This window comes from Rhodococcus sp. D-46, assembly GCF_011290655.1.
In the GTDB taxonomy this organism is placed as follows: Bacteria; Actinomycetota; Actinomycetes; order Mycobacteriales; family Mycobacteriaceae; genus Rhodococcus_F; species Rhodococcus_F qingshengii.
The window spans coordinates 40,517-58,614 of sequence record NZ_JAANTF010000003.1 but is presented as its reverse complement, the minus strand read 5'-3'; the positions used below and the strand labels follow the sequence as shown (position 1 = coordinate 58,614).

The 18,098-nt window shown below is 62.6% G+C and carries 16 protein-coding genes; 7 read left to right on the top strand and 9 right to left on the bottom strand.

The genetic code is table 11. The features are described from left to right. Nucleotides 1–19: 19 nt before the first annotated feature. A complete protein-coding gene (locus G9U53_RS08280; protein WP_007727079.1) occupies nucleotides 20–1,537 on the top strand; it encodes a PucR family transcriptional regulator in 1,518 nt (505 codons plus the stop codon). Here G9U53_RS08280 and G9U53_RS08275 read toward each other — a convergent pair. From G9U53_RS08275 to G9U53_RS08260, 4 genes are all read right to left on the bottom strand, one after another. Beyond that, nucleotides 1,514–4,720: an NAD-glutamate dehydrogenase domain-containing protein gene (locus tag G9U53_RS08275; RefSeq protein ID WP_165638574.1), complete on the bottom strand. Its 3,207-nt coding sequence runs from the start codon at nucleotides 4,718–4,720 to the stop codon at nucleotides 1,514–1,516. The two genes, G9U53_RS08280 and G9U53_RS08275, sit on opposite strands and share 24 nt — an antisense overlap. A 127-nt stretch (nucleotides 4,721–4,847) precedes the next feature. Next, nucleotides 4,848–6,536, bottom strand: coding sequence for an NAD(P)/FAD-dependent oxidoreductase (locus G9U53_RS08270; RefSeq protein WP_042452042.1), 1,689 nt, complete (start codon nucleotides 6,534–6,536; stop codon nucleotides 4,848–4,850). Further along, nucleotides 6,533–7,378, bottom strand: a complete 846-nt coding sequence (locus G9U53_RS08265) for a carbon-nitrogen hydrolase family protein (protein WP_065456200.1) — start codon at nucleotides 7,376–7,378, stop codon at nucleotides 6,533–6,535. Before G9U53_RS08265 ends, G9U53_RS08270 begins: the two co-directional genes overlap by 4 nt. Nucleotides 7,379–7,511: 133 nt before the next feature. Then, nucleotides 7,512–8,147 (bottom strand): XRE family transcriptional regulator, encoded by a 636-nt coding sequence (locus G9U53_RS08260; protein WP_003941130.1) that lies wholly within the window; start codon nucleotides 8,145–8,147, stop codon nucleotides 7,512–7,514. A gap of 146 nt (nucleotides 8,148–8,293) precedes the next feature. On the opposite strand from G9U53_RS08260, the gene speB reads away from it, so the two are divergent. Beyond that, complete coding sequence (speB, locus tag G9U53_RS08255; RefSeq protein ID WP_165638573.1) at nucleotides 8,294–9,250, top strand: agmatinase; 957 nt, start codon at nucleotides 8,294–8,296, stop codon at nucleotides 9,248–9,250. Here speB and G9U53_RS08250 read toward each other — a convergent pair. Beyond that, nucleotides 9,214–9,888 (bottom strand): class I SAM-dependent methyltransferase, encoded by a 675-nt coding sequence (locus tag G9U53_RS08250; RefSeq protein ID WP_065352843.1) that lies wholly within the window; start codon nucleotides 9,886–9,888, stop codon nucleotides 9,214–9,216. The genes speB and G9U53_RS08250 overlap by 37 nt on opposite strands. 109 nt (nucleotides 9,889–9,997) lie before the next feature. On the opposite strand from G9U53_RS08250, the gene G9U53_RS08245 reads away from it, so the two are divergent. Together G9U53_RS08245 and G9U53_RS08240 are read left to right on the top strand one after the other, a co-directional pair. After that, complete coding sequence (locus tag G9U53_RS08245; RefSeq protein ID WP_165638655.1) at nucleotides 9,998–10,435, top strand: hypothetical protein; 438 nt, start codon at nucleotides 9,998–10,000, stop codon at nucleotides 10,433–10,435. Between the two features lie 163 nt (nucleotides 10,436–10,598). After that, on the top strand, nucleotides 10,599–12,200 hold the full coding sequence (locus G9U53_RS08240; RefSeq protein WP_165638572.1) for an ABC transporter substrate-binding protein: 1,602 nt from the start codon (nucleotides 10,599–10,601) through the stop codon (nucleotides 12,198–12,200). Between the two features lie 41 nt (nucleotides 12,201–12,241). Here G9U53_RS08240 and G9U53_RS08235 read toward each other — a convergent pair whose 3' ends face one another. From G9U53_RS08235 to G9U53_RS08225, 3 genes are all read right to left on the bottom strand, one after another. Next, entirely contained in the window at nucleotides 12,242–12,646 is a 405-nt protein-coding gene (locus tag G9U53_RS08235; protein ID WP_054187872.1) for a 6-carboxytetrahydropterin synthase, read from the bottom strand. A 7-nt stretch (nucleotides 12,647–12,653) separates the two neighbouring features. Further along, complete coding sequence (locus G9U53_RS08230; RefSeq protein WP_020906032.1) at nucleotides 12,654–13,031, bottom strand: metal-sensitive transcriptional regulator; 378 nt, start codon at nucleotides 13,029–13,031, stop codon at nucleotides 12,654–12,656. Nucleotides 13,032–13,229: 198 nt separating this feature from the next. Continuing rightward, nucleotides 13,230–14,036, bottom strand: coding sequence for a hypothetical protein (locus G9U53_RS08225; RefSeq protein WP_058039279.1), 807 nt, complete (start codon nucleotides 14,034–14,036; stop codon nucleotides 13,230–13,232). Nucleotides 14,037–14,287: 251 nt separating this feature from the next. Between G9U53_RS08225 and G9U53_RS08220 the strand changes: the two genes are divergently transcribed. The 3 genes from G9U53_RS08220 (at nucleotide 14,288) to G9U53_RS08210 (ending at nucleotide 17,625) form a co-directional block, all read left to right on the top strand. Next, entirely contained in the window at nucleotides 14,288–15,718 is a 1,431-nt protein-coding gene (locus G9U53_RS08220) for an MFS transporter (RefSeq protein ID WP_058039280.1), read from the top strand. Nucleotides 15,719–15,791: 73 nt separating this feature from the next. Next, nucleotides 15,792–16,319 carry a carboxymuconolactone decarboxylase family protein gene (locus G9U53_RS08215; protein ID WP_020906029.1) on the top strand — a complete coding sequence of 176 codons (528 nt, stop codon included), beginning with the start codon at nucleotides 15,792–15,794 and terminating at the stop codon, nucleotides 16,317–16,319. Further along, a complete protein-coding gene (locus tag G9U53_RS08210; protein ID WP_172827108.1) occupies nucleotides 16,303–17,625 on the top strand; it encodes an MFS transporter in 1,323 nt (440 codons plus the stop codon). Before G9U53_RS08215 ends, G9U53_RS08210 begins: the two co-directional genes overlap by 17 nt. 78 nt (nucleotides 17,626–17,703) lie before the next feature. Here G9U53_RS08210 and G9U53_RS08205 read toward each other — a convergent pair whose 3' ends face one another. Next, nucleotides 17,704–17,982 (bottom strand): YHS domain-containing protein, encoded by a 279-nt coding sequence (locus tag G9U53_RS08205; RefSeq protein WP_003941173.1) that lies wholly within the window; start codon nucleotides 17,980–17,982, stop codon nucleotides 17,704–17,706. Nucleotides 17,983–18,098 lie beyond the last annotated feature (116 nt).

The window sequence follows — 18,098 nt, the reverse complement described above, 5'->3', positions numbered from 1 at the left end:
GACAGCTAGCCTTGATCAGGTGACGGTTCCGATCTCGTGGCTCTTGCGCCAGAAACACCTCTCGCTGGCTCTGCTCACCGACCGAGCAGCTGCCACCCACCCCGTCACGTTTGCGCAGGCCACAGAGCTGACGGACCCCACCCCGTGGCTTTCCGGCGGCGAATTGGTGCTCACCACCGGGCTGGCACTGGTGGGCGCGGACGCCACCGACTACAGCGAGTACATCGACCGTCTGGCCGCCGCAGAAGTATCGGCTCTGGGTTTCGGGACCGGCCTTTCCCACGAGAGTGTGCCCGCAGACCTGATTGCCGCCGCCCGCAGTCGCGGGCTCCCTCTGCTGGAAGTGCCGTTCACGACCCCGTTCGCGGCGGTCACGCGCGCGGTGATGACCCGTCTGAGCCAGCAGGAATACGAATCGGTACTCCGCGCGGCAGAAGTACAGACGCGCATCACCCGCGTTGCACTGCGCGGTGGCGTGTCGGCGATCGTGCGTGAACTGGCCACGGCCACAAAAACTTCGGTGGCGTTTGTCGGTGATCGGATCACCGCGGTGCATCCGGCAAACCAGAAGTCGTTGATCACCGAGGTTCGCGCGGTCGCGGCCACCACCCGCGATCCCAACGCTCCGGCGTCGATCTCGCAGAGCACACCCGAACGGACGCTGACACTGTCCCCCGTCGGCGTCACCGACAGTTGGCACGGCTACCTCGCCATGGCGGGCGCCGGGCCCCTGAGCAATATCGACAGAGTGTTGCTCGGGCATGCGGTCTCGCTGCTCACTCTCGAACTCGAGAAACCGGTTCGACTACGGGCCGAGCGAACTCGACTCAACGCCATGGCTTTCGGGCTCTTACTCGACGGCCGAATCCCCGAAGACAGTGTGCCGTCGTACTTGGACGAGGCAAGCGACACGCACGGCAACATTCGTGTCGTCCACGTTCGCGGATCCGGACTCGGCCCAGTTCTTCGCGAACTCGACAACGCTCTCGCGCGAGCAGGCCGGCCGTTGTTCGCGCAATCCGAGGACGGTTCGCTGACCGTCCTCCTCCGCGGAACCGACACAATCGACACCGCCAAAACACTACTGGCGCAGCTCTCCCCCACCGAAGCGAAAGCCGTGCGTGCCGGAATCAGCACCCCTCACCGTCTTCTCGACGCACCCCGCGCACTCGTCCAGGCCCGCGCCGCGGCCAACCTCACGACGGCTACGGCGCGTATTCTCGAGTTCGACGCTCTGAGTGGTTCGACGATTCTGGCATCCGAGTCTGCCCGTGAGGCATTGATCGCCATGGCTGCGGACACCATCCCGGTGCTGACGGAACACGACCAGGCACACGGAACCGCACTGGCCGCGTCTTTGCGCGCCTATCTCGAGGCAAACGGCCAATGGGAATCGGCCGCAGCCGAACTCGGTGTTCATCGGCACACCCTCCGAGGCCGCATCGCACGCATCGAGGAACTGCTGCAATGCGACCTCGGACAGGCCAGGGTCAGAGCCGAACTGCTGCTATCGCTACTCGCCTGGGAGGGTCGCTGAACGCTCCGCGGCGTGTACCGAAGCGAAACTGGACGCACCGCGAACGAGTAGTTCGAGTTCGGCGTCGACCGTGCAGAGACGGGCGGTGTCCAGCGCTCCACTGCGGCTCACACTCGACATCAAAGCCGTGAACCGGCGCACCGCTTGCGGATTGGCGGCGGTCCACAGCTCGACGACCTCCGGAATACCTTCTCCGAGTGCTCCGGACACGAGGTCTGCGAAACGCGCCGTCAACCTGGCGTGGACGGCAGCGCTGCCCATGACCTCCCAATGCGAGGCACCGACGGCAACGTCGACGCCCCCGAGAACATCACCCAGGTCGAGAGCGTCGGAGAGTTCCCGGTAGATCGCAGCCGCGGCCGCGGCCGTCGTATTCTCCTGCAGTGCAATGTCAGCCAGGGCGAGCGCCCCGAAAGACGCCTCGATGCGCTCGCTTGCCGACAAACCGTCGGTGAGTTCCCGCACCGGGGCTGCCCACCGATCGATGTCGGCTCGCGGGTTCACGGTGAACCGGCCGGCAGCACCCGGGCGGCGCAACACCCAGCTCATCTCGGATTCCAACAACTGCTGCAAGCGATCGAGAGCCTGCAACTGCTCGGTGGCACTGAGATCGGAGTTCAGGATTTCACGCCGAAGTTCCTCGGTGCCGAGCACTTCGCTGACTACTGCGTAGGCCAGAGCCGCTTCCGGACTGCGAACTCCGAGGTGTTCCTCGAGCCGGAACAGCACGCCGGGGCCGACGCGGTTGACCAGTTCGTCGACAACCGAGGTGATGATGATGTCGCGGCCCAACCGATGTGCGCGGACTGCGTCCGGTGCGGCCTCGACGACGGAGAGCGGGAAGTACTGCGGGAGACGATCGGCGAAGATCTGATTGTCCGGGACCGTCGATGCGCCCAGTTCCGCCGTCAGTACGTTCTTCGACTGCGCCACCAGCACAGCAAGTTCCGGCCGCAGGAGACCCTGCCCGGCACGCGCCCTGACCGCCAGCGCCTTGGCGTCGGGCAGAGATTCTTCCAGTCGCTTCATGGCGCCCGCCGAGACGAGGTTCTCGATCAACCGCTCGTGCTGATCGAGCAGGGCCGGTGCGCGGTGCTCGGCCAGGCTGATCGCGAGGGTCTGATCTTCACTGGCCTCGAGCACCGATCCGGCCACCTCGTCCTGGGCCGCCGCGAGTAGTTCATTGCGCGAGGTCGAGTCCAACGCCGCGAGTGCGATCTTGATGTTGACCTCACGGTCCGAGGTAGCCACGCCGGCCGCGTTGTCGATGAAGTCGGCGTTGATTCGGCCACCGCCAGCGGCATATTCGATGCGGGCACGCTGGGTGAAGCCGAGGTTGCCGCCCTCACCCACCACCGTCGCACGCAACTCGTCAGCGCTGACGCGAACTGCGTCGTTGGAGGGATCGGCCGCGTCGACGTTGCTTTCGGTCGACGCTTTCACGTAGGTACCGACGCCGCCGTTCCACAACAGGTCCACCGGAGCACACAGGATCGCTCGGATCAGTTCCTGCGGGGTCAGCTTCTCCTCGGTGATTCCGAGGGCCGCACGCGCCTCGAGCGGAAGGCGGATCGACTTCGCGCTCCGCGGCCAGACGCCACCGCCCGGCGACATCACGGTGCGATCGAAGTCGTCCCAGGACGAGCGCGGCACGGTGAAGAGGCGAGCGCGTTCGGCAAAGCTCGTCTCGGTGTCGGGGTTCGGGTCGATGAAGATGTGGCGGTGATCGAATGCCGCGACCAGACGGATCTTGTGCGAGAGCAACATTCCGTTGCCGAACACGTCGCCGGACATGTCCCCGATACCCGCGACGGTGAACGGATCGGTGTCGACATCGAGGTCGCGCTCGGCGAAGTGCCGTCGTACCGCCACCCAGGCGCCGCGAGCGGTGATGCCCATCGCCTTGTGGTCGTAGCCGGCCGAACCGCCGGAAGCAAAAGCGTCGCCGAGCCAGAAACCACGCTCGACGGCGATGCCGTTCGCGACGTCCGAGAACCGTGCGGTCCCCTTGTCTGCTGCCACGACGAGATAGGAGTCTTCACCGTCGTACTCGATTACTTCTGCCGGGTGTACCGCAGCGCCGTCGACGATGTTGTCCACCACGTCCAGCAAGCCGCGAATGAAGGTGCTGTACGACTCCTGCACCTGCGCCGGGGTTGGTGACGACGTGCCCCGAACCACGAACGCGCCCTTGGCACCCGAAGGAACGATCGGGGAATTCTTCACGCTCTGGGTCTTCATGAGGCTCAGGGCCTCGGTGCGGTAGTCCTCGTATCGATCCGACCAACGCAGGCCGCCACGGGCGACGGAGGAACTACGCAGATGAACGCCTTCGACATTAGGTGCGCTGACGTAGATCTCGCGGAAGGGAACGGTCTTCTGCGGGGTGGAGAGCAACTGCGAGTCGATCTTGAACGACGCGTACGGCAGCGGGTCGCCGGACTCACCACGCAGGTACCAGTTGGTGCGCAGAGTCGCCTGCAGGAACGAACGAACGCCGCGCAAGACGCGATCCTCGTCGAGAGTGTCTGCACCGTCGACTGATTCGTCGATGGCCGCCGCCGCGGTGGCCACTGCTGTCTCCCGCAATCCTGCTACGGCGGGATCGAAACGCGCGGTGAAGAGTTCGATTGCCTGCCGTACGAAGAGTGGCTTCGCTGCCAACACTCCGACGATGTAGCTCTCGGACAGCCCGATACGAGCCTGAGCGAGGAAACGGCACGCAGCGCGCAGCAACTCTGCGTCGCGCCACGTGATGTCTGCTCGTCCGATCAGACTGGAGAATGCGTCCATCCGGGTCTGTCCGGCGATGACGGCTTCGAAGGCGTCCGCCATCTTCTCCAGCGCACTGCCGTCGAAGGTGCTCGGCTCGAAGGTGAAGTAGTGCGCCGAACCCAGAACGGTCGGAAGGGGGCGGTGCGTCGAAACTCGGAGTCCGAGGGACTCGAAGTTCTCGCACAGATCGGAGAGGGAGGGCTCTCCGGACGGCCACAGCACCACACAGGTCAGATCGTCACTGCTCAGGGCATCGCTGTTCAAGTCGTCGCCCTGACGGAAGACGAGTCGCTGGCCCGCTGCTGCCAATTCGGCGACCAGTTCGAGCGCCGGGTCACCGGATCGATCACCGCCTGCCGGTCTCGATTCTGCAGCTGCGGTCTTGGTCGCCGATGATGTGCTCGCCATTGAACACCCTCCTGGAAATTATTGGATCCGAACACTTTCCAGTGTTGCGTGGATCACCGGAAAGAGGTCGTGCCCGATAGGAGTACCAACCCCCATCGGGCACGACATTTCGGCAGTTGCGGTGAGCTCAGTCGCCCAACCTGATCGGAGCAAGCTCCTCGAACACGTCGCCGGGTCCGGGATTCTCGGCAGGCGCAGCGCCGCCGAGATGGTTGACGACGCCCCATACCGCGTTGATCGCGGTCTGGATCGCGCCCTCAGCCCAGCCGGCGGTCCACGACACGTCGTCACCGGCGAGGAAGATTCCCCGATGACGCGGTTCGAGATCATTCTGCACGAAGTGGGAGAACAGGCGCTCCTGGTAGCGGTAGTGCCCTGGAAGGTTCGCCTTGAATGCGCCCATGAAGTCGCGCTCGGTTTCCCACGACAGCGTCACCGGGCTCGAGATGATGTGGCTGCGGAAGTCAACGCCGGGGTAGATCTCTTCGAGAGAGCGCAGCATGATGTTCATGCGCTCGGTGGCGTCGAGCGCCAGCAGCTTCAGCGAATCGTCCGACCAGGTGTACGACAAGCAGATCAGGCCTGGCTTGCCCTCGCCTTGATCGAGCAGGTAGGTGCCGCGACTCATACGGTCGGTCAGTGTCATCGACACCGAATCACGGCCGGTCACGGGGTCCTTGTCCTTCCAGAACGGGCGGTCGACGAGAACGAACACCTTGGTCGAACCCATGTAGTGAGTTCGCTCGATCGCAGTCCAGTGGTCGATCGGGAACAGATCGTCGTCACACCTGATATTGTTCAGCAGCATCCAACTCTGCACTGTCACAACGGCACTCGCATAGGTGCGAATGAAACCTTCGGAGTCGGTGACCGTGATGTTGCCGGGCTCGGTACGCCGGAGTTCGGTGACGCGGGGACGCGTCTCACCGTCGTTGAGCGAAGCGACCGTAGTACCGGCAGGCCAATGCGCCATGTGCGCCGGGGCGCGGTTCCACAACCGCATCGGCAGCTGCTGCGATCCACCGACGATGCCGCGGTGGTCGTCGTCGGCGGCCGTGATGACCACACGAAGGATTTCGAGGATCGAATTGGGGTAGTCGGTATCCCAACCGCCCGTACCGAATCCGACCTGTCCGAACACTTCCCGCATGTGGAAGGACTTGAAGTGCTTCGACGCGGCGAGGAATCCGTAGAACGTCTGGTCGTCGTAGCGCACCACGAGGTCGTTCCAGATCCGCTTGATTTCTGCGGTGTCGCGGTCACGAATGGCCTGCTGCAACGGAATCAGATCGGCATGCTCTTCGAGAGTGCGCTGCCAGGCCTGCGCCACCTCGGTGTAGATCGGCGGCAGATCCTCGAGAGTGTGCGCGTAGTGGCTCTCGCCCTTGAGATCGATGACGGTGCTCGGCGTGACCTCGGCAAGGGGATTGGGGAACTCTTCGGTCTGCAGACCCAGTTCGTTCAGGTAGTGGAACAACGTCGTCGACGACGGTGGGAAACGCATTGCGCCCATCTCGGCGACCACCCCGGGGTGCCCGTCGAACTCGACCGACCGCATCCGGCCACCGATCTGATCAGCTTCGTAGACAATCGGTTTGAGACCGACCTTGAGCAACTCGTAGGCCGCGATCATGCCGGAGAGTCCGCCACCGATCACGGCAACTTCTGTACCCAGTGCCAGATCGGGCACCGAGCCGAGTCCCGCCGGACTGGAAACGTAGTCGTCGTACGGGAACGGAAAATCCGGCCCGAACATCGTGAGGGGCGGCTGCTTGCCGGGTTCCGAGGAACTGTCCGGAGCTACTGGGATGGTCATCTACGGTTCTCCTTGGAGACAGTCGTGACAGAAAGGTCTGGATACAGATCGAGGCGTCGATCGTCGAGATGCGTGTTGAGGGTGCGCGATTGCGAGACGGTGGCGGCGGCGATATCGGCGAGGAGCAATTCCTGGCCGACCCCGGCCCTCGCCAACTCGGCACCGTCGGGCGCGATGGCGCACGAGAGACCGCAGTAGGTCAGCTCGGTTTCGGCGCCGCAGCGATTGACGTAGGTGACGAACATCTGACTCTCGTATGCGCGGGCCGGAACCACTTGCTGCGCAATGTGTTCGTACGGAGTCATCAACCCTGTCGGCACGATGAGCCATTCGGTACCGGCGTCGGCATGGGCCCGAACCGCTTCGGGAAATTCCACGTCGTAGCAGATCAACAACCCGCAGCGGATGCCCTCGAAATCGAACCCGACCACCAGGGTCTCACCTGGCCGGAAATGTTCGCGGTCGAGCGTGCCGAACAGGTGCGTCTTGCGGTAGTGCGCAAGCGAAGTGCCGTCGCGGTCCACCACCTGCACACTGTTGTAGACATCTCCCCCGTCGAGTTCGGGGTAGCCGTAGACGACTGCGATGCCTGCACTTCGAGCAATCGCGGCGACGGAATCGAAGATCGGGCCGTCGGCCGGTTCCGCGCGTAGCGACACCAGTTCGCCGATGTCGTAGCCGGTTGCGGACATCTCCGGCGTCAGCAGGATCTTCGCACCGGATGCTGCAGCCTCGCGGGCAGCAGTGTCGATTGCAGCGAGGTTGAACTCCACCGACGCAAAGGTGTCCGGGGTGGTGAGCGGACCTTGGAACAGGCCAACTCGAACTGAATCGACATGCATGGTGCGCTCCTTCAGGAGTTCCGTGACGCCAATTTTCGACGGTGTGTGTGACGGGGACAACTACCAGCGTGACGGGTGCCGCCAATCATGTCAACTCTTGTTTCCTAAGAATCAACATTCACGGATTCGAGTCTCACGAAGGCGACGCGCGGGGCCCTTCCGGCAATGCCGGATTCAAGACCCACAGAACCTTCGCCGGAACCGAGCCTTCGGCCTGAAAACTATGGTTGTGCGTCGGCGTGAACGTGAAGGAATCGCCCGCCGCAAGCACGACGTCCTCGGCATCGACGGCCTCACCGTTCGGATCCGTCCGACCACCCTCGAACGAAACCCGCAAGCCGCCCTCGAGCACGTGTACGAAGTTCACGTCGATCGGCAGACTGTAGAACTCCCGACCACTTCCGCCGCCTGGTTCCAGCTCGCCGAGCAGCACCTGAATTCGACGCTCGTTGGTAGGCGTGAGCAGGTACTCCGTCATCTTTTCGCCACCGAAGCTGATTTGCGGCATGGCGTCGGCGCGGACTACTTCACCGGCGGACGCATTCTCGAACAGGGATCCGACGGGGATCTCGAGCACCGCGCACACCTTTATCAGGGTCGCCACCGACGCGTTGACGTGATCGCGCTCGAGTTTCGAGAGATACCCCTTGGTCACACCACAGGCCTCGGCCAGGTCGTCGAGGGTCAACCGCTTCGATTGACGTGCCGCCTTGAGCCTCGCCCCGATGCGCGGTCCGACCGGCTCGACCGCTTCCTTCGCCTTGGCCACTGAACCCACTCCTTCACGACCGCCGTGTCCCTTTCAGGAAACAGGGGTTGACAACCGAGCCTCTTGAAGAAACCATACTTGCTCAGAGAGCTACATCACTGAAGGGCGCCCGGTGTGCGCCGAATCGAGAGCAGGGACCTCTGCACATGGCTACCAACAACCCCGGATCGTTCATCGGACCCGTCGACGCCACGCGCGTCCCCCGCTACGCCGAGCCGACCACCTTTGCGCGTCTCCCGCGCCTGGACGAGGTCTCGCGCGCCGACGTGACAATCCTCGGCATCCCCTTCGATTCGGGTGTCAGCTACCGCCCCGGTGCCCGGTTCGGTCCGGGCCACATCCGCGCTGCGTCGAAGCTGCTGCGTCCGTACAACCCAGCGCTGAAGGTCTCGCCCTTCGCCAACCAGCAGGTAGCCGATTTCGGCGACATCGGCGTCAACCCCTTCGACATCCAGGAAGCTCTCACGACGGTTCAGTCCGCCCTTACCGACCTGCGCGCCGACGGTTCCTCCGTGCTCACGCTCGGCGGCGACCACACCATCGCACTGCCGATCCTGCGCTCACTGGCCCGCGATCACGGCCCGATCGCCGTCCTGCACTTCGACGCTCATCTCGACACCTGGGACACCTACTTCGGTCAGCCTTTCACCCACGGCACCCCCTTCCGCCGCGCCAGCGAAGAGGGCCTGATCGACATGGAGCGCTCGCAGCACATCGGCATCCGTGGACCGCTCTACAGCGAGAAAGACCTCGAAGACGACCGCGTCCTCGGTTTCCAGGTAATCCGCAGTGACGACTACGAGGTCGACGGCGTCGCCAGCATCGTCGAGCGCATGCGTAAGCGCCTCGACGGTGGCCCGGTGTACGTCTCCGTCGACATCGACGTACTCGATCCCGCCCACGCTCCGGGCACCGGAACACCCGAAGCGGGCGGCATGACCTCTCGCGAATTGTTGAACACACTGCGTGGGTTGGTGGGACTCAACGTGGTCGGCGCCGACATCGTCGAGGTAGCGCCGGCGTACGACCACGCCGAGATCACCGGTATCGCAGCGGCTCACGTCGCTTACGAGTTGCTGTCGGTACTCGCACTCAATCGCTGAAGCAGCACAACGGTATCCGTCGTGTGATGCATCTCGGGGTTCGCGGGAAGATCACGTTCCCGCGACTCCGAGACCAACACCTTCCAACCATCGGTGAACAGCGACTCCACGTATTCGGGTGTATGGAGCATGGCCCGATGGTGCTCGGTCGGCGACTCGTGAGGTGAGTGGCCCACGATCAGCAAATGCCCGCCGGGCGCGACCAGATCTCCGAGAGCACGGAACAATTCCCCGCGCGCGGGTTCGAGCATGTGGAAGTACTGCGCGGACACCAGATCGAACGAGCGCCCCTGCGGATCCCACTTCGTCAGGTCGGCTTCCAGCCATTCGATGTCGACGCCCTCGCCCTCGACATGAGCCTGGGCGCGGCCGAGCGCAACCGACGAGATGTCGGTGCCGGTGACCTTCCACCCGCGACGCGCCAACCACAAAGCGTCGGCACCTTCGCCGCAACCGACGTCGAGTGCCGTGCCCGGTTCCAGGTCGGAGGCTTCGGCAATCAACTGTGGGTTGGGATTTCCGCTCCAGCGCGCGGGGCGTTCCTCGTACAGCGAGTTCCAGAACTGTGCGTCCGCCTTGGCGTACGGATTCTCGGTGGTATCGGAGTTTTCGTGGTGATTGTGGTGTTCGTGGCTCATGCACCCAGGATGAACGACCTTCCACAACTCACGCAACCATCTTTGCTGAAACAGCAACTTCTCCATTTCGACGCCCTGCTAACGTCACGTCGTGGCCGGTGGATTTCCCGTGTTTCGTCTCTACTGCAACTCAGCAGGCCCATACGTTTTGTGTTGTGCGCATTTCCCCGAGTTCACCGGTTCGAACTCGGACGAAGAGTTCAGCGTCCGGCAGAGCTTCGACCGCGCAGTCGAGAAGATTCTGCGCGATGCATCCTTCGAACCGACTACCTTGACTTTGGTCGGCGAGCAGCAGGGCTATCCCGTCGGAGACCGACTGTTCGATACGACAGTTCCGCGTACCGGAACCGTCTCATACGCGTTCCAAGAAGCCGGACCGCCGTGGATCGTTCTCGGCCTTGATGTTTCGGCGGACGAATTCTGGTCCGAAATCGACGACGACGCAGACCTCCACGGTCCCGGCCCCACCTCCCCGTTGAGGTCAGTTCCAGCAACCGTGCTCACGGAGACCGGGTGGCCACGCCGAAGTGACCTCGACTCCCCGTGAACTGAACCAGAACTCCAACCTTCGTGAAATCGAACAAAAATCCGCCCGATTTTCGTGAGGATCGACCGAGATGCCCGTCACGTCCTACGCCAAGATTTAGCGGTCACACTCGACTGCGCCCTCACGATTCACTCCCGGGCCCCGGCTCCTTCACGGAGGCACAATGAAACACCGCTCCTATTCGACGCTTGCCGCGACCGCGGGGCTCGCGCTCGTATTGTCGGCTTGCAGCTCGGGAGGCACGTCCTCGGGCTCCGGCGGCGGTGAGCCTCTGACTGACGGAACCTTCCGGTACGCATTGCAAGGCGATCCGGGTGCACTCAACCCGATCATGTCCGGCTCTGCGGCAACCGCGGAAATTTCGAAGCTGGCGTACGACTCCTTGGTCTACCAGGATCCTGAAACCAGTGAATTCAAACCATGGTTGGCCGAGAAGTGGGAAGAAACGCCGACCTCCGCGTCCTTCACCATTCGTGAAGGCGTGACCTGTACCGACGGGTCGACGCTGACTGCGCAGACCGTCGCGAACAACATCAACTTCGTAGCCGATCCAGCCAAGGGTTCACAACAACGCGGCACCACAGTTCCCATCGGCGCTTCGGCCACTGCCGATCTCGCCACCCGCACCATCACGGTAACCACTCCGGCGCCGACCCCGTTCCTCCTCCTCACCATCAGTCGCCTCCCGATCATGTGCGATGCCGGTCTCGAAGATCCGACCGCCTCGAACAACAAGTCGCTGGGCTCCGGCATGTTCAAAGTCACCGAAGTCTCGGCCAATGACCACTACACGTTCGAGCGTCGTGACGGTTACAGCTGGGGGCCCGACGACACCACCTCCGACACACCGGGTGTCCCCAAGACAGTCATTGCTGTCATGGCACCCAATGTCAGCACCGCAGCAAACCAGCTTCTCTCAGGCGAACTGAGCGCATCTCCGATCGCCGGTCCGGACAAGGATCGCATCGATGCCGCCAATTTCGACTCGGTCCAGCGCCCACTTCCCGCCGGTCAGATGTACTTCAATCAGATTGCGGACAATCCGACCAGCGATCCCGCCGTTCGAAAAGCTCTCGTCCAGGCTGTCAATCTCGACGATCTCGCTGAAGTCATCACGGGCGGCCAGGGCACCCGTGCAACAAGTCTTGTCTCCGTCGAGCCCCGAGCCTGTGTGTACGACTCTGTCACAGGCAACATTCCGGACTTCGACCTCAGCGCAGCAAAGGCAACACTGGACGCTGCAGGTTGGACCGCCGGCTCCGACGGCAAACGAAGCAAGGACGGAAAGCCGCTGACCCTCCGCCTCTTCTACGCTGCTGGCGAAGATGCGCGCAGCGCGGCAGCCGAGCTCACCCAGTCGGCATGGTCCGACCTCGGTGCGACCGTCGAGGTGACAGGAGCCGACCAGACCAAGGTTGTCGACGTCATGCTCAGTGGCAAGGACAACAACCAGTGGGACATCGCGTGGATCCAGATCAACAATTCGGTACCCAGCGGGTTCGTCCCGTTCTTCTCCGGTCCTGCTCCGGCAGCAGGTAAGAACTTCTCTTCGATCAACAACCCCGCCTACGAAGCAGCCGTTGCCAAGGCATCCGGCTTGACCGGCGAAGCAGCGTGCGCGGAGTGGGCAGACGCCGAGTCACAGATCACCAAAACGGTGTCCGCAGTCCCGTTTGCAGATACGGTCTTGAGCTTCTACTTCAACAAGGCCGGACTCGCATTCGGTAAGACCTTCATCGGTTCTGCGTTGCGCCTCTACCAGTAGGCCGGTCGACCGAACGCGGTGCGTCAACGAGATACGTCAGATCATTGTGATCTGACGTATCTTGTTGCCACACCGATCGTCTCGTTGTCGAGTTCGACGTAGGTCAGCTGAGGAATGCTGGACGCAAGTTCACTGAAAGCCCACTTCGCGACATTCTCGAATGACGGACGGAAATCGAAAATCTCCGGCCAGGCACCGCTCGCCAATTGCTCGGCACATCGATCGACGGACTCGTCCAGAGCGTCCGTGTCGACAAACCATCCACGTTCTCCGAGTTGGTCGTCCTCGAACGAGAACGCCACTCGCATCGTCACGCGAAATCCGTCGGCAGGCATCAGCGGCGGCAAGTTCTTCGCGTCCCGCACCGGTGCCGGAAGCCCCTGCCTCACAGCGAATGTACGACGGATCTCGATACTGAACATGCGCACCAAGGTATCAATGTTCATCACAATTCTATGAGCGGACCAATCGCGCAATCGCGTCGTTCGCTTCTTTGATCTTCGCGTCCGCCTCGGGCCCACCGGCAACAGCGGCTTTGACGACGCAGTGGCCGATGTGGTCCTCGAGCAGGCCCATGGCCACCGCCTGGAGGCCCTTGGTCATCGCCGACACCTGCGTCAGGATGTCGATACAGTACTTGTCCTCGTCGACCATGCGCTGCAGGCCGCGAGCTTGACCTTCTATGCGACGCAGACGCGCCAGGTAGTCGCCCTTGGCGGTGATGTAGCCGTGCGAATCACTCGTGCAGCATGCATCGCCGGTCGCATCACTGCCTTGGGCACTGTTTGGAGCACTGCTTGGCGCACTGCCCACTTCTGTCGCTTCCGACATTCGATGTCCTCCTGTTCGTCAACGCGTGACTTCGCAACAATTCTCGTTACCGGGGCGATGTGCGGAGACTCTTCGACTTCCGTTGTCTTGCAGAGCAATCACTGCGCACATCGCCACGCATTTCGCTACGGCACGAACAGATGGATGCATGGCGATTGCCCATGCCCGTTTTCCCGTTGCTGCGAAACGCATTCGGTTTCAGTGCCCGTGGTGCGCGTGGCTCGAGTGTTCGGCCCCAGGCGTGGTCGCATTGTCGGCCGTCAGCGTGAATTCCGCCGTACGCACCACTCCGCCGTGCTTGAAGTCCAAAAACAACCGGTAATCCTCGGCGCTCGGCATGTTGGCGTAGAAGGTGATTGCCGGTCCAGCCGGCGTGACACCGTCACCGGGGTAGCCGTCCGGATGGACATGGAGATAGGCGAGGTCGGAGGCACGCAACGCGACCAGATGCCCGTATGCGGCAAGGTAGGGCTGCAAGTCCGTGACCGGGATTCCGTCACGACTGACCGAGAGCGTGAGCTTCGATGTCTGGCCGGCATGGGCCGCGCCTTCGAGGGAGACGGTATAGCCGTCGACCGTCGTGGCGGCAGCAGCAGCGGGCAACGGCCGAGGATCATAGGGTCCGGCGACGCGCACATCCGCACTGAGCGTGATTCCGTCACCACCGTCCGGAGTGAAATCAGCGAACACTCGATAGTCTCCCGCATGATCGAAATCGACTGACACATGCCAGTTTCCGTTCTCGTCCAATTCGGGATGCACGTGCTGGAATCCGGTCAGGTCCAGACCGACCACGATCAGATGCAACTGCTTGTCGTGGGTGTCCGTGTACCGGATCAAGGGAGTTCCAACCGGATCCAGGATCCGGAACTGCAAAGGGACATGGTTGCCGACGGTCGCCTCCGACGTTGCCAATTCCAGTGTGTAGCCGTTGTCGCTGAACATCTTGCCCTCCAAAGTTTGGGTCGGCAGCACTCTCGTTGCCGTCTGCGTCAGGTTCTGCACTCCTTGACATCGAACCTGTTGCAATTTGTACCATACCCCCCTAGGGTATGGTACGAACTACTCGAACACCCTGAATTCACTCGAAGGAGATCCGATGCGCATCTACGCAGAGCGCCGGCCGAATGAGTTCCAAGAACAGCATTTCCCCGCGCACCTCAACGAAGCGCTGCGCCGATGTCGCCCCGGCTCGCTTTCGACACCCCCCGACCACACGAGCATCACCTATACCCCGTACAGGTAAGGAACTCAGAATGTCCACACAACCGAAATCCACCCGTAAGTGGTGGGCGTTGGCGTTGATCGCCGCCGCTCAGTTCATGGTCATCATGGACACCTCCATCATCGGCGTCGCTCTCCCCCAGATGCAGAGCGATCTCGGCTTTTCCCAAGAAGGCCTGACCTGGGTCTTCAATGCGTACGTCATCGCGTTCGGCGGGCTACTCCTCCTCGGCGGCCGCCTGTCCGACCTGTTCGGCGCCCGCAGAGTGTTCTCCGCTGGTTGGCTGATCCTGCTGATCGGTTCCGTTGTCGCCGGTGCCGCCGGTAACGTCGCCGTCGAACTTGCGGGCCGTGCAGTCCAGGGCGCAGGCGCCGCACTCATCGCGCCGTCGGCGCTCACCTTGCTGATGATGCTGTTCGGCAGCACGCAGAAAGAGATGACCAAGGCGCTGTCCATCTACGGCGCTGCCGCCCCGGCCGGCGGTACGGCCGGCGTGTTCCTCGGCGGCGTCATCACCGAATACACCAGCTGGCCTTGGGTGTTCTACCTCAACATTCCCATCGCTGTCATCGCGCTGATCGCTACTCCCCTCCTGATGCCGAACGCACCGGCACGTACCGGGTCGATCGACTTCCTCGGCGCACTCGCTGTCACCGCAGGTCTTGCTGTCGGAGTCTTCGGCATCGTCAGAGCACCTGATGTCGGATGGGGATCCGGGCAGACGTGGCTGGCGCTCGCCGTTTCGGCCGCTCTGTTGGGTGCATTCGTATTGATCCAGTCGAAGCGTCGGGAACCTCTGGTGCGTCTGGGAATCTTCAAGGCGCCCAACCTCGGTGCCGCGAACATCGCTCAGCTCGTGCTCGGCGCCGCCTGGATACCGATGTGGTTCTTCCTGAACCTGTACCTGCAGCAAGTGCTCGGATACAGCTCCTTCCCGGCCGGTGCGGCGCTGCTGCCGATGACGATCTTCGTCATGCTCGGCATGGTCGTCGTGGCACCACGGGCCATGGCACGCTTCGGTGCAAAAGCGATGATCGTGACCGGATTGCTGGTACTGGGAATCGGTTTGGGTTGGATGTCGTTGATCCGGCCCACCGGCAACTTCTGGGTCGACGTACTGCCGGCGTCGCTCGTGGCTGCGGCAGGTATGACGCTGGCGTTCATTCCCTCACTCGGTACGGCGATTTCGGCTGCACGCCCGGAAGAGGGCGGATTGGCTTCCGGCATCGTCAACGTCAGCTACCAGGTCGGCTCGGCTGTCGGCCTCGCGGTGATGACCGCGATCGCAGCAGTGTTCGGCGCTGATCAACTCGGTGACCTGACGGAGTTGACGAACGGTTTCTCCGCCGTGTTCCTCGGAGCAGCCGCCATCGCAGTGGTTGGCGCAGCAATCACCGCGGTCGTGATGCGGTCGACCAAGGTCGACGATCCTAGAACCGTTCAATCCACCGTCAATTCTTGACCAACTCCGGTGGTGGGTTCGGCCGGCTGTCACCAGCCGAACCCACCACCGGCGGAACCACTTAGGACTCGTTATGTCGCGCCTTGCTTCTCTCACGCCCACCACCGCTGTCGGTGCATCGAAAGACCTTCTCGCCGAACTCGTGAACCGTCACGGACAGGTCGGTGACATGGTCGCGGCGATGGCTCATTCGCCCGCTGTGCTGGGCGGCTATCTGCAACTCAGCCGAGCAATGAAGCGAGCGAAACTGAGCCGCAAGATCACCGAGCGAATCTCTATCGCTGTGCAGGTCCAGCAAGGTTGCGCTGTTTGCCTCGAAGCCCACGTGGCCGCCGCGCACGCCAACGGCGTCGAGGCGGACGAGATCGAGCGTGCCCGCGCGGGCACCTCGGCCGATCCCGCCATCGCGGCAATGATCGACCTCGGGCTTCGCGTCTATCGGGAGCCTGCCTCGATTTCAGACGAACACATCACGGGCCTTCGAGCGCACGGCTACGGTGATCGCGAGATCGCCGACGTAGTCGGAATCGTCGCCCTCAATGTCCTGACCGGAGCTTTCAATCTTGTCGCGGGAGTGAAACCAAATGAACCGGATCGCTAACTCCGCACTGGAACGGAACAGCCTGCGTCTGTTCTTGATTCGCGACTATCGCCTGCTCTTCAGCGCCCAGATCATCGCGCTGTTCGGCACCGGGTTGGCGACGGTTGCGCTGGGTCTACTCGCCTACGAACTCGCCGGACCGAGCGCCGGAGCCGTGCTGGCCACCGCGCTGACGATCAAGATGTCCCTGTACGTCGTGATCGCTCCACTCGCGGCGGCGTACGTAGACCGGTTGCCGAGACGGGCTTTCCTCGTTGCCCTCGACGCCATTCGCGCAGCGGTCGTGATCGCATTGCCCTTCGTCAGCGAGATCTGGCACATCTACGTGCTGGTGGGCGTTCTCCAAGCTGCGTCGGCAGCGTTCACTCCCACGTTCCAAGCGGTCATCCCTGACATCGTGACCGACGAGGCCGATTTCACCCGCGCGCTGTCGGCATCGCAGGTCGCTTACACGATGGAAAGTCTGCTCAGCCCTGTTCTTGCCGCAGTCGCTCTGTCCTTCATGACATTCAACCTGTTGTTCGTCGCCACCTCCGTGGGCTTTGCCGTCTCGGCACTGCTCGTGCTAGCCACCCGAATCCCCAACGCTCGCCGAAGTACTCACCGCAAGGCGTGGGATCGGATCGCGTCGGGGGTGCAGATCTTCGTGACCACGCCGCGACTGCGCGGCATCATGGCACTCAATCTCGTGGTGGCAGCAGCCGGATCGATCGTGGTGGTCAACACCGTCAACTACGTCCGCGACGAGCTCGGTGGAACCCAATCCGACGTGGCGTGGATGCTTGCCGCGTCAGGCACCGGCACGTTGGTGACCGCGCTTCTTCTTCCACGCGTTCTCGACAGAACCGCTGAACGTACTGTGATGACAGCAGGTTCCGTTGTCCTGGTCGTCAGCGCCGGCGCGACAGCAGCCCTCGCTGTGGCCGGTGTATTCACGTGGATACTCACTGCCGTAGTGTGGGCACTCGTCGGCGCCGGGATGGCCATGATCGTCACTCCGACCGGAAAAGTACTTCGGCGCTCCGTCGAACCCGCAGGTATACCGGAGGTGTTCGCAGCCCAGTTCTCCCTGTCGCACCTTGCCTGGCTTGTCACCTATCCGATCGCCGGATGGGTTGGTTCGAGCGCGGGATTTGCGGTCACCTGGAGCATCCTTGCAGCGCTTGCCGCAGTGGGAACCGTTGCAGGATTTGCACTTTGGCCTCGGGAGACAGTTGCTGAATTGCCCGGACAGGCGACGTACGAAACCACGCGAGGCGAATGCACCTTGACGGCTGCCCAGTGCGCGTGCGCTCGCGCCGTCTGATGTCGACGGTCCGACTGCCCCCGACAGGGCTACAACGAAAGTGGTGGTGCAGCCATCGCCTGCACCACCACTTTTCGCTCAGCTCACGTCGGCATACTTCCTGGGATTTGCGTCGAACCGAGGACCACATCCCTTGCAGCAGAACCAGTACCGATTTCCTTCGAAGTCACGAAACAGGCCTTCCGCTTCGGCACGCACCTTCTCGATCACGCTGCCCGGCATGACCCGACATTCGACGAGTTCACTACTGCCAGCGGTGAGTAGGTCTTTCCCACCGGTCGGCATCGCCGAACCGACAGCGCCGACATCGCCTTTGGCGTCAGACTTCGGGGTGTTGCCACAGCCACAACTGCTCATTGGGATTCCTGTTCTTTTGCTGGACGGATGCGGCCCGGAAAGCGAGCCCGACACAATCAATATACCCCCTATAGGTATATTGGAGATAACTTGAAGGTCTGCGCGTACAGCATCTC